Genomic DNA, 11,747 nt, shown 5'->3' on the forward strand with positions numbered 1-11,747 from the left:
GAAACATCCGCCAGGCAAGCACTGATGAATGCCCTGTCCCTCAAGAGCGATCGCGGAACCTGTTGGTGATGGGATATCGCCGGTCCTTACCGAAGTTGCGCTCGGTGATCTTCACCCCCGGAGGCGCCTGCCGGCGTTTGTATTCGGCAATATAAAGAAGATGTTCGATCCGGTGGATCAGTGCCCGGTCGTGACCGCGTTTTTCAATGTCGCCCACCGACATCTCGTCTTCCACCAGACATTCCAGGATGTCGTCGAGAACATCGTAAGGTGGCAGGGAATCCTGGTCGGTCTGGTTTTCACGCAGTTCGGCAGTCGGCACCTTGGTGATGATATTGGACGGAATAACCTCTCCACCCGGACCAAGCAGCCCTTCCGGCAAGTTAGCATTGCGCCATGCGGCCAGGTGATAGACCTGCGTCTTGTAGAGATCCTTGATCGGATTGTAGCCACCGTTCATGTCGCCATAAAGCGTGGCGTAGCCGACCGACATTTCCGACTTGTTGCCGGTGGTCATGACCATGCGCCCGAACTTGTTGGAAACTGCCATCAGGATGACACCACGCGCACGCGATTGAAGGTTTTCTTCGGTCGTGTCTTCGGTCGTGCCGGCAAACAGATCGCTCAGTGCCGACCTGAAGCCTTCAACCGGTTCGGAAATCGGCACAGTGTCATAGCGGATACCCAAAGCGTTGGCGCAGGCGGCCGCATCGGTGATGCTTTCTTCCGAGGTATAGCGATAGGGCAACATGATCGCATGGACCTTGTCGGCGCCGAGCGCATCTACCGCCATTGCCGCACAGATGGCCGAGTCGATACCACCGGAAAGGCCCAGTACGACTCCTGGAAAGCCATTTTTGGTGACGTAGTCTCCAAGGCCCATGACGCAGGCCCGCCAATTCGCCTCATCGAGTTCCGGAAGCCTTGCAAAAGTGCCGTTCTCACAAACCCAGGTCTCGCCCTCGCGCTTCCAGTCACTGATACCAAGAGCAGCTTCAAACTGGGGCATCTGGAATGCCAGCGAGCGATCGGCATGAAGCGCGAAAGATCCGCCATCGAAAACAAGCTCGTCCTGCCCGCCAAGCTGGTTGCAGTAGATCAGCGGCAATCCGGTCTGGACCACACGCGAAACAACCACCTGCAGACGGTGCTCAGCCCGGTGCTCCCAGTAGGGAGAGCCATTGGGAACCAGCAGCAGCTCCGCGCCGGTTTCCTCCAGACACTCGCAAACCTCGTCGTTCCAGATGTCCTCGCAGATCGGCAAGCCGATGCGCACACCGCGGAAGTCGACAGGTCCGGGCAAGGGGCCTGCAGCAAAAACCCGCTTCTCGTCAAAGACGCTATAGTTTGGCAGGTCGTACTTGTAGCGAACGGCCTTGATCTCACCCTGGTCCAGCAGCAGGGCGGCGTTATAGACTTTGCCTTCCTCGCTACGCCAGGGAGACCCCAGCACGATGCCCGGGCCGCCATCCGCGGTTTCACCGGCAAGGGTTTCGGCCGCTTCCATGCAGCGCCTGACGAAAGCCGGTTTCAGAACAAGGTCTTCCGGCAAATACCCGGCGAGCATCAGTTCGGAGGTCAAGACAAGGTCGGCTCCTTGAGAGGCGGCTTCCTGACGGGCCTTGCGAACGAGCTCTGCGTTGCCGGCCACATCGCCAACAGTCGGGTTTAGCTGCGCGACAGCCAGTCTGAAACGGTCTGAAATCATCGGAAAATTACCAGGAAGTGACATTGCTTTCTGGTGTAGCCGCTAGATCGGCGAACGTCCAATCTGAATTTGCATACGTCCAGAAGTAGATTTGCCGGCACCTGTCAAAAGCCCGGTCGTGATGGGCCATGCCTGAAGGCATCATCAGAGCAAGGCGAGCCCGGCTTGATCGGCTGAAGGGTCCGATGCTGCCGTGGACGAGATGTCCGTGACATTCAGTTTGCGCAGCGGCTGCTGATGCCCGGGGCCGAGAAGACCTTTCGAGCGCCCATGCATCTCCTGCCGTTCAAGGATTTCGCCGATGTGACGATATAAGATGGCAGGAGCGATCGGTTTGGCGACGAACCCGTGAATACCGATCTCGATGCCTTCAAGGATTGTCGCGCGCTTGGCATGGGCAGTCACAATCAGAACCGGCGTGGTGCTGACCACAAGGTCCCTGTCGGCACGAAGGATTCGGAGAAACTCATTGCCGCCAAAGGGGCTCATCACCCAGTCGCAAAGCACAATGTCCGGCTTGCGGTCGACGACCATTTCCAGGGCTTCCGCACCATCGCTGGCTTCATAGGCCGAACGGATGCCGAAGCCCGCCAGCACGGAGCGGAGGATCGAGCGCATATGGGGATTGTCTTCCGCAATCAGGCAGGAAACCTTCGTCAGATCCCACTTATCGCGCACAACTCAAACTCCCCACTACACCCGTTTCCCTAAAAAGAAGGTATGCGCGTCGAGCGTTAAGCGAGGCTTACCTCAGGACACGTTCATCCGGAAAATTCCGGAAAAAACGCAAAAGGGCGGCAAATGCCGCCCTTTCAGATAACGTAACGGAAGAGGCAATCCTCTTTATGCGCTTGCCGCAAGCGGCTCGACCTGCCGGCCGTCGCGTTCCTTCTTCAGGTTTTCCGCGATCAGGAATGCAAGTTCCAACGCCTGATCCGCATTGAGGCGCGGGTCGCAATGGGTGTGGTACCGGTCGCCGAGCTGGTCCTCGGTCAGGGCGCGCGCCCCGCCCGTGCACTCGGTCACGTTCCGGCCGGTCATTTCGATGTGAACACCACCGGCATGCGTGCCTTCCGCCCGATGAACCGCAAAGAAGGCTTCAACTTCTTTCAGGATCCGGTCGAACGGACGGGTCTTGTAACCGCCAGCGGAAATGGTGTTGCCATGCATCGGATCGCAGGACCAGACAACCGTCTTGCCTTCCCGCTCGACAGCGCGAACGAGCTGCGGCAGGTGGTCGAACACCTTGTCGGCGCCGAAGCGGGCGATCAGCGTCAAGCGGCCCGGTTCGTTTTCCGGGTTCAGGATGTCGATCAGCTCCAGCAGGCCATCCGGTGACATGGACGGGCCACACTTGAGGCCGATCGGGTTCTTGATACCGCGGAAGAATTCCACATGGGCGTGGTCCGGCTGACGCGTCCGGTCGCCGATCCAGATCATGTGGCCGGAAGTCGCATACCAGTCACCCGAGGTGGAATCGACGCGCGTCAGGGCTTCTTCATAGCCTAGCAGCAGAGCTTCATGGCTGGTGAAGAAATCGGTCGACCGAAGCTGCGGAACGCTATCGGCGTTGATGCCGCAGGCCTTCATGAAGTTCAGCGACTCCGAAATGCGGTCGGCCAGTTCCTTGTAGCGATGGCCCTGCGGGCTATCGGAAATGAAGCCGAGCATCCAGCGATGAACCTGGTCGAGGTTTGCGAAACCGCCCTGCGCGAAAGCGCGCAAAAGGTTCAGCGTGGCTGCCGACTGGCGGTAAGCCATAGCCATGCGGCCCGGATCCGGGATACGGCTTTCCGGGGTGAAATTGATGTCGTTGATGATGTCGCCGCGGTAGCTCGGCAGCTCGACGTCACCCTTCTTCTCGAAATTGGAAGAACGCGGCTTGGCGAACTGACCGGCGATACGGCCGACTTTCACAACCGGCTGGCTGGCGGCATAAGTCAGCACGACAGCCATTTGCAGGAAGACTCGGAAGAAATCACGGATGTGGTCGGGATGATGCTCGGCAAAGCTTTCGGCGCAGTCACCGCCCTGGAGCAGAAAACCGTTGCCCTGCGCGACATTTGCCAGCTGGCTCTTCAGCGCACGTGCCTCACCTGCAAAAACCAGCGGCGGATAAGTCGACAGGCGCTGTTCAACATCCGCCAAAGCCTCTTGATCCGGGTATTCCGGAACCTGCAAGATCGGCTTCGATCTCCAGCTGTCCGGGCTCCACTTCTCCGCCATACTTCCTACTCCTCACTGGACCCGCAGGTTCGTTTCACACCCTAGATCACGCGGTCCGCGACATTTTCGTTCGTTTGGGCCTGCCAATTGAAGGCAAACGTGCGGCCTTATACACTTCATGGGCCGCCAAGGCCACAGGGCAATCCCCCAAAATATACCCTGTTTCAAGGATCATTTTCGCCACTTCTGCGTAGACACGAAATCCTCGCCTTTGAGGCGGATCATTGCGGGTGGTGATCCAGGGATGCATCGTGCGTGAAACCACACAGGATGACCTCATGCCGACACCTCGTCTGGAGCACAGCCACAGGCCCGATGACATCGCGAACCGGCTCGCTTCAGGACCGGACGCAAGCTACTTGAGAGACTGGGTCTACGGCGGCATCGACGGCGCTGTCACCACTTTTGCCATTGTTGCAGGGTCCGTCGGCGCGGATCTTTCTCCGACGATTATCCTCATCCTGGGAGCTGCCAACCTGTTTGCCGACGGGTTTTCCATGGCGGCAGCCAACTACACCGGTTCCAAATCCGAAATCGAGGATTACGCGCGCCTCAAGGCGGTCGAGGAAAAGCACATCGCCGTGGCGCCAGATGGCGAACGGGAGGAAATCCGACAGATTTTCCACGCCAAGGGCTATGACGGACCAGACCTGGAAACCCTGGTCGAGTTGGTCTCCTCCAACAAATCCATCTGGATCGAAACCATGATGCAGGCCGAATACGGTCTGTCGAACACGGCGCGATCGCCAATGAGGGCAGCGCTTTACACCTTCGCCGCCTTCGTTCTGTTCGGCTCGATCCCACTGCTGCCGTTCGTCATTCCGGTGCCAGCCAGTGCAGAAACCGCGACAATCCTCACGATACTCGCCTTTTTTACCATTGGCTCCCTGAGGGCGCGCTGGTCGCAGCGGCATTGGTTTTCCTGCGGGCTGGAAACAAGCGCAATCGGCACCCTGGCCGCGGGCATCGCCTTTGCGGTCGGATACGGCCTGCAAACGCTGCTCGGCTGACGGTACGATAATGCCTAAGTGGCCGGGGAAAGAAAGTTGACCCCGAGGTCTTTCAACTTGCTGTCGATCAGCGTCGCCACTTCCGGATCGAGCACAATCTTGCGCGGATAGAGCGGATTTGCACGGTCCGGCAGTACAGGCACATGCCAGCCGTCAGTCGTTTCCAGAAAATGGTCGATCCCTGCTTCGCCCCAGAAACGGTAGAACCCGGCCAGAACGCAATCCAGGTAACTTTGCAGGATCGGATGTTTGTCCGTACCCCAGCGACAATGTTCGGGCGCAGCCCTAAAAAGAAACAGTTCGTCGGGCCCCGGCCGCATGGACGCGTCGCAACGAAATGCGCCGCCGACAGCTTCGACCTTCAGGTATCGTTTCTCGCGCAGTTCCAGCTCGGCAAGGCGGGTCTTGGGTTCACGCGCCATCACCCCCATGATGCGTGATCCTTCCTTTTCCCGTACAGTCAGGGCGCAGCGCCCCTGGCCGTCCGGGCTCTCGCCGCACACTTTCCATTCCCGCACCCAACCGTGAAGGGTTCCGGGCGTCACTTCAACGCCGGCGGGAATAGTGTCAATATTGACTAGGGAACCATAACCAAAATATGTGATCGTCATCTGGTGCTTGTCTAGTGCTTGTATGTTTTTCTTAGATTGTTTCCGAGGGTGTCATGATCGTTCCGTCTCTTACCCAGCAGGATATCGACCTCATGAGGGACGATACTCCGGGTGTACGTCAGCTCATTCACTTTAACAATGCGGGAACGGGGCTGGCCCCCACTCCTGTTCTTGAAGCAGTTAAGCAGCATCTTGATCTTGAAGCGACCCTCGGCGGATATGAAGCCGCAGCGGCCGCCAAGACCGCAATGGACACCTTTTATACGTCTCTGGCAGCTTTGATCGGCAGCAAACCGCAGGAAATCGCCTATATCGAAAATGCCACCCGGGCCTGGGACATGGCTTTTTACGGCATCGACTTCCGCGAAGGAGACCGGGTTGTCACCGGCCGTGCCGAATACGTCTCCAACTACGTTGCCCTGCTGCAGATGAAACGCCGCAAGGGGATCGAGATCGATATTGTCGAGGACGATGAATTCGGGCAAATCGACCTGAAGGCCCTGAAAGCCGCGATTGGTCCGAAAACGCGGCTCATCGCCCTTACGCACGTCCCGACCTTTTCCGGACTGATCAATCCTGCCGAAGAGGTTGGAGAGATCGCGCGGCAAACGGGTGTCCTTTATCTTCTCGACGCGTGTCAGTCCGCAGGGCAGATCCCGCTGAATGTCAACGAAATCGGTTGCCATATCCTGTCCGGCACCGGGCGCAAATATCTGCGCGGTCCGCGCGGCACCGGATTTCTCTACGTCAGCGACGCCGTGCTTGACCAGGTAGAACCGCCGTTTGTCGATCTTCAGGCAACGGAGTGGATCGACGAAGATCGTTATGAACTTGTTCCCCACGCACGCCGTTTCGAAACCTGGGAACGCTATGTCGCGGGGCAGATCGGCCTGGGTGTTGCCGTCAGCTATGCCATCGGCTTCGGCATGGAGCGGATCGGCAACAGGATCTGCGGGCTTGGCGCTCAGCTCCGGTCTGAGCTATCTGCACTTCCCGAGGTAACCCTTCACGACAAGGGCCAGCGCAAGGGCGGCATCGTCACGTTCTCGCTGGCCGGTGAAAGCCCGGCACAGACCAAGCTACGGCTCGGGCAAGCCGGTATCAACGTATCGGTCAGCCAGGCCAGCTCAGCCCGGATCGACTTGCCGCTCCGGGGTCTTGATGCCGTGGTGCGGGCGTCGGTTCATGCGTTCAATTGCGAAGAGGAAATTGAACGCTTTGTTAAGTGTCTCGGTAGTTTTCGCTAGGTGAGCACCCTAGAAAAGCGCCTCCCCCACCCGGTGTTAAAGTTCTTCGGCTAAACAGCTGTCGCATCCGGGTAAGAGGGGATGGCGGTTTCTTGTTCCGTTTGAAGAAAAAGACATCTGAAGCAACACATCCAGGGCTGGAGGCTCCCGAAGCCGGCCGGCGGATCACGGTGTGGATCTACAGCCTTGCAGCGCTCGTGATTTTCCTGTCGACCGCTTCCCTCACCTTCATTGCCCACATGGCCTGGGGCGAAGCCGACAGGCGCGCTCTTGAAGCCGAGCAGATGCGCCTGACCAACACCTTGAAGGACATCCACCGCCAGGTCGCGCGAGACCAGGTGACGATGGCTCAGTGGGACGATACCTTCAACGCCCTTCAGGCCCCTTTGGACCGCGAGTTCATCGAAGACGAACTGATCGGCGACCTTTGGGAAGATTTCAACCTCGACCGGACTTTCGTCGTGATGCCGGACGGGACCTTGATCGCGCAGGCAATCAGGGACGATGTCCTGATTGAAAATCGGCAATTGCCGGCCGAAAATCTTGTTCGGAAGCTTGCCGAACAGACGGCTGCGGCTTTCCGGAAGCGGCAGGAGGGCTCCAACTCCGTTTTTGCCGAATGGTACATGCCTCAGTCCGCCTTGCTGGAAACGTCTCAATCCGCCTTTGCCCAGATCGACGGATCCCGAGCATTCCTCAGCGCCATCCCGGTTCTACCCGATGAAGGTCATGTGCGGCTGGTGGGCGACTATCCGGCAATCCTGGTCAATGCCGTCTACATAGATCAGGAGTGGCTGACCGGACTGAACGAACAACTCGGCTACAGGGATTTCCGGTTTTTCCCCGGTGAACCTGAACGCAAACACCCAACGAATTACCTTGTACAGGCGGCAGACGGGTCCACGTTCGGCTATTTCAAATGGGACCATTCCAAACCGGGTCGCGAAATCTGGATCATGGCCCTGCCGCTGATCGTCCTGTTGGCATCCATCATCGCAATCGTCGCCTTCGCGCTTGCAACGAAGATCAGCCGTCTGTCGGCATCGCTTGAAGAAAGCGAACGGAAGAACCGCCACTTTGCGCGACACGACGCTCTGACAGGGCTGCCGAACCGGCATCATTTTTCCGACTGCCTCACTTTCTCGCTGGATGGCCTGCCGGATCGTGGATTTGCGATATTTGCTTGTGATCTCGACCGCTTCAAACCGGTGAACGACACATACGGGCATGAAGCCGGCGACCGGGTCATCTGTACTGTTGCCGACCGGATGCGGCTTCTGGTCGGCAAGGATGGTGTCGTCAGCCGGATTGGAGGAGACGAATTCATTGTCCTCTTCACCAAGCATACAGACAGGGACAGGCTTGCAGCACTGGCCGAGGAAATCCGCCGGTCGATTGCCGAGCCGATAGACATTGGTGGAGGGCAACAGGTCGACATCGGTGTCAGCATCGGCATTGCCAGCGCGCCAGAGTCCGGCACGAGCGAGAAAGATCTGATCCGCATGGCCGACATGGCGCTTTACCGGGCGAAGGATAAGGGCCGCAATGCTTATGAATTTGCGGGCCCGCACAGTCTCGAGGCTGCCAAGGCCCGCAAGCAGATGGATCTGCAAGCAATTCCGGCGTCACGCTAGCGGGCACTGCCGAAAGCGGCAAATTACATTGTCATTAATACTATAAAAGGTAGAGTCCTTTGAGGATGCACCTCACGAAAACTCGTAAGTTTTTTAATACTCCCACATCCTGTTAAGGTATTCGTTGATACAATCACTTTACTCTTTAGTGGCAAGAATTCAGAATAACAAACAAAGACCCAATCGGGATCTCAACTTGACCGAGTTTAGGCGTAGATATAGCGACCAGGCCGCGAAAATTCCCCGGCAGCATATTTCCCGGCTGGCGTTTCTGCTTGCCGGATTGCTGATTGCTGTTACGTCCGTTTCGTTGCTGTTCGTCGGTTTCGTTGCCTCTCAAGCTTCCCGGCAGCAGGCCATCGCCAACGAGGAACGTCTGTTCCAGAGCACGCTGGCAGATCACCTTCGCACCATCGTTCGCGAGCAGATCGGCATCGCGTCGTCCGACCAGTCGGTGCTCAAGCTGGTGCGCAATTTCGATCCCGACTACGTTCGAAGCAGCTTCGACACCCTGTGGTCAACCTATCGCCACAGCAAGGTAATGCTGATCTCCGGAAACGGGGACGTTCTGGCTGAATCCTTCGCAGACTATACTCACATCATCCGGCGTCCCGTCTCCGAAACGCCGGAGCTTGAAATTGTTCATGAAAAACTGAAGGCGCTGTACCTGCAAAACCGCGTGCGGGTGCCTGGCGGTTTCGGTCACAAGTCCCTGCAAGGAGCAGATCCCGGGGAATATGCCGTCATGGGTTTTGTCCATATCGACGGCAAACCGGCCATATTCGGCGCGATGCCGATCATTCCGGACGACTATGAAGAGACTTTGCCCGACGGGCCTCCCACCGTGCTGCTGTCAGCCCATTATGTTGACGCCTACTTGCTCGGCCAGCTCAACGCGCAGCTGAATTTCGCCAATTTCGGTTTTGAGGAAGATGCAGGCGTGCCTGGCAAAGGGCCGCGCCATCTTGTCAAGGATCAGAATGACGACCCGCTCGGAACCTTTCGCTGGGACAGCCAGACCGTCGGCGAATCCATCTGGCCAACCATCGTCCCTGTCATCGTGGTTCTGAGTGTTGCCCTTGGCGCCCTCGCGTTCGGCATTGCCTGGCGGATCGGCCAGCTGACCACATCCCTTCAGGCGAGCGAACACCAGAACAGGTACCTGGCTCTGCACGATACGTTAACGGGGCTCGCTAACCGCCTGCAGTTCAACCGTGTCCTGGAATCCTCGGTCAAAACCCTGCCGGACAAGCCCTTTGCCGTCATTCACTGCGATCTGGACAAGTTCAAGGCGGTGAACGACACCTTCGGACATGCCGCGGGCGATATCGTCATCAAGACCATGGCGGAGCGCCTGAGCAAAGCCGTCGGCAAACCCGGTCTGGTTTGCCGTATCGGCGGCGACGAATTCATGGTGATCTATCGTGGCAGTGTTGTGCGGGAAACCTTGAACACACTTTGCCGGGCCCTTGTTGCTGCCGGCGAATTGCCCGTACCGATCTCAAGTGGCGATATTGCGCAGATCGGCCTTAGTGTCGGCATCGCGATCGCCCCGGAGGACGGAACAACTTCCGAACAACTCGTCACCCGTTCGGACACCGCGCTATACCAGTCGAAGAAACTCGGCCGGGGCCGGTATTCCTTCTACTCCGATTCACTCGATCTGGAAGTCGGACCAGACGGCGTGTTAACTGACCCTGAAGCCAAGCCGCTGCGGCGGGCAGCGTCAGGGCCTGCAGAATGAAACCGCTGCGGGACAAGTTGCCCCGCAGCGGCTCCTGACTTTCTGAATTGCCGCCGAACTACCCGCGCAGACGCTCGGTCGGTTCACGCATCGTGACGAGTTCTTCAGCAGCGGTCGGATGAACGGCGATCGTCCTGTCGAAGTCGGCCTTGGTCGCGCCCATCTGCAAGGTGATGCCGAGGATCTGAGCCAGTTCGCCGGCGTCCGGTCCCATGATGTGGACACCGAGCACTTTCTGCGTATCTGCATCGACGATCATTTTCATGAGCATCTTTTCATCGCGGCCCGACAAGGTGTGCTTCATCGGACGGAAGCTGGACTTGTAGATATCCAGATTGGGCGTCCGCTGCAGTGCTTCTTCCTGTGTGAGACCGACCGTGCCCATTTCCGGCTGCGAGAACACGGCAGTGGCAATCAGGCTGTGGTCGACCGTCCAGGGCTTGTTGCCGAAGACCGTGTCTGCAAAGGCATGGCCTTCCCGGATCGCAACCGGCGTCAGGTTGGCCCGGTTGGTGACGTCGCCAACGGCATAGATGGATGCCACATTGGTGCGGGAGTCCGCACCAACCTTGATCGCACCCGCCGCATCCATCTCGACACCGGCCTTCTCAAGACCGAGGTCACGGGTATGCGGGTTGCGGCCGATGGCGAACATGATCTGACCTGCTTCCAGCGCCAGCCCACCCTTGGTGTGGCCTGTCAGAGTACCGTCTGCCGCCTTCTCGATCCTGGAGAAAGTGTCGTTGAGCACCACCTTGATGCCCTTCTTCTCCATTTCCTGGCGAACCGCGGTACGAAGCTCACCGTCGAAGCCGCGCAGAATTTCCTCTCCGCGATAGATCAGCGTCGTATCTACCCCCAGCCCGTTGAAGATACCGGCAAACTCGACCGCGATGTAACCACCACCGGCAACCACGATCTTGCTCGGCAGTTCGGCAAGGTGAAAGGCCTCGTTGGACGTGATGACATGCTCGCCGCCCGGCAGACCTTCGTCCACGTTCGGAGACGCGCCAACGGCCACGAGAATGTATTTCGCGCTCAAGGTCTGTCCGGTGGACAGCAGGCGGACGGTGTGGGCATCTTCGATCACCGCGCGGCTGTCGTGGACTTCCACGTCGGTCCGCTCGAGATTGCGCCGGTAGATTCCTTCGAGGCGCGTGATCTCCTGATCCTTTGCCGCAACAAGCTTGTCCCACGAGAAGGCGCGTTCGCCGACCGTCCAGCCAAAGCCTTCCGCATCTTCGAATTCTTCGGAAAACTTCGAGGCGTAGACAAACAGCTTCTTGGGCACACAGCCGCGAATGACGCAGGTACCGCCGTAACGGTACTCCTCGGCGATACCGACCCGGGCGCCGTGTGTCGCGGCAATTCTGGCAGCGCGTACGCCGCCGGAGCCGCCGCCAATAACAAAGAGATCGTAATCGTAGTCGGTCATCAGTGCCTCATCGTGATCAAAAGTCCGCCGGCTGCCGTCCGGCAGAGCCTTGCCAGCCCCGCAGATAGGCAACCGAAGCTGCGGTACAAGTCCGGATGCCCGGTCGGGCCAGGCCATCAGGGACAGCCAAAA

The 11,747-nt window shown here is 58.4% G+C and carries 9 protein-coding genes; 4 read left to right on the top strand and 5 right to left on the bottom strand.

Annotation, left to right across the window (positions count from 1 at the left end; genetic code table 11):
- Positions 1-40: 40 nt before the first annotated feature.
- From ACP90_RS17515 to ACP90_RS17525, 3 genes are all read right to left on the bottom strand, one after another.
- Positions 41-1,708, bottom strand: a complete 1,668-nt coding sequence (locus ACP90_RS17515; protein ID WP_062489086.1) for an NAD+ synthase — start codon at positions 1,706-1,708, stop codon at positions 41-43.
- Between the two features lie 144 nt (positions 1,709-1,852).
- Positions 1,853-2,386 carry a response regulator gene (locus tag ACP90_RS17520; protein ID WP_082809771.1) on the bottom strand — a complete coding sequence of 178 codons (534 nt, stop codon included), beginning with the start codon at positions 2,384-2,386 and terminating at the stop codon, positions 1,853-1,855.
- A gap of 165 nt (positions 2,387-2,551) precedes the next feature.
- A complete protein-coding gene (locus ACP90_RS17525; RefSeq protein ID WP_023003903.1) occupies positions 2,552-3,934 on the bottom strand; it encodes a class II 3-deoxy-7-phosphoheptulonate synthase in 1,383 nt (460 codons plus the stop codon).
- Between the two features lie 251 nt (positions 3,935-4,185).
- On the opposite strand from ACP90_RS17525, the gene ACP90_RS17530 reads away from it, so the two are divergent.
- Positions 4,186-4,944: a VIT1/CCC1 transporter family protein gene (locus ACP90_RS17530; protein ID WP_286145685.1), complete on the top strand. Its 759-nt coding sequence runs from the start codon at positions 4,186-4,188 to the stop codon at positions 4,942-4,944.
- A 14-nt stretch (positions 4,945-4,958) separates the two neighbouring features.
- On the opposite strand, the gene ACP90_RS17535 is transcribed toward ACP90_RS17530, so the two are convergent.
- The gene (locus ACP90_RS17535) at positions 4,959-5,555 is read right to left on the bottom strand and encodes a hypothetical protein (RefSeq protein WP_062489087.1); all 597 of its coding nucleotides are present in this window, start codon (positions 5,553-5,555) and stop codon (positions 4,959-4,961) included.
- A gap of 53 nt (positions 5,556-5,608) precedes the next feature.
- On the opposite strand from ACP90_RS17535, the gene ACP90_RS17540 reads away from it, so the two are divergent.
- The 3 genes from ACP90_RS17540 to ACP90_RS17550 all read left to right on the top strand — a co-directional run bounded on the left by ACP90_RS17540 (position 5,609) and on the right by ACP90_RS17550 (position 10,180).
- Positions 5,609-6,802, top strand: a complete 1,194-nt coding sequence (locus ACP90_RS17540; RefSeq protein WP_062489088.1) for an aminotransferase class V-fold PLP-dependent enzyme — start codon at positions 5,609-5,611, stop codon at positions 6,800-6,802.
- 92 nt (positions 6,803-6,894) lie between these two features.
- Positions 6,895-8,436 carry a diguanylate cyclase gene (locus ACP90_RS17545; protein ID WP_145915791.1) on the top strand — a complete coding sequence of 514 codons (1,542 nt, stop codon included), beginning with the start codon at positions 6,895-6,897 and terminating at the stop codon, positions 8,434-8,436.
- Between the two features lie 196 nt (positions 8,437-8,632).
- Positions 8,633-10,180, top strand: a complete 1,548-nt coding sequence (locus tag ACP90_RS17550; RefSeq protein WP_208993357.1) for a diguanylate cyclase — start codon at positions 8,633-8,635, stop codon at positions 10,178-10,180.
- A 58-nt stretch (positions 10,181-10,238) separates the two neighbouring features.
- Here ACP90_RS17550 and gor read toward each other — a convergent pair whose 3' ends face one another.
- Positions 10,239-11,615 (bottom strand): glutathione-disulfide reductase, encoded by a 1,377-nt coding sequence (gor, locus tag ACP90_RS17555; RefSeq protein ID WP_055656438.1) that lies wholly within the window; start codon positions 11,613-11,615, stop codon positions 10,239-10,241.
- Between the last annotated feature and the right edge of the window lie 132 nt (positions 11,616-11,747).

The organism is Labrenzia sp. CP4 (assembly GCF_001579905.1).
GTDB lineage: Bacteria > Pseudomonadota > Alphaproteobacteria > Rhizobiales > Stappiaceae > Roseibium > Roseibium algicola.

Excerpts from the sequence above, each read along its gene's own strand:
- ACP90_RS17515 (WP_062489086.1), bottom strand. The coding sequence starts at position 1,708 with ATGATTTCAGACCGTTTCAGACTGGCTGTCGCGCAGCTAAACCCGACT.
- ACP90_RS17525 (WP_023003903.1), bottom strand. The coding sequence starts at position 3,934 with ATGGCGGAGAAGTGGAGCCCGGACAGCTGGAGATCGAAGCCGATCTTG.
- ACP90_RS17535 (WP_062489087.1), bottom strand. The coding sequence starts at position 5,555 with ATGACGATCACATATTTTGGTTATGGTTCCCTAGTCAATATTGACACT.
- ACP90_RS17540 (WP_062489088.1), top strand. The coding sequence starts at position 5,609 with ATGATCGTTCCGTCTCTTACCCAGCAGGATATCGACCTCATGAGGGAC.
- gor (WP_055656438.1), bottom strand. The coding sequence starts at position 11,615 with ATGACCGACTACGATTACGATCTCTTTGTTATTGGCGGCGGCTCCGGC.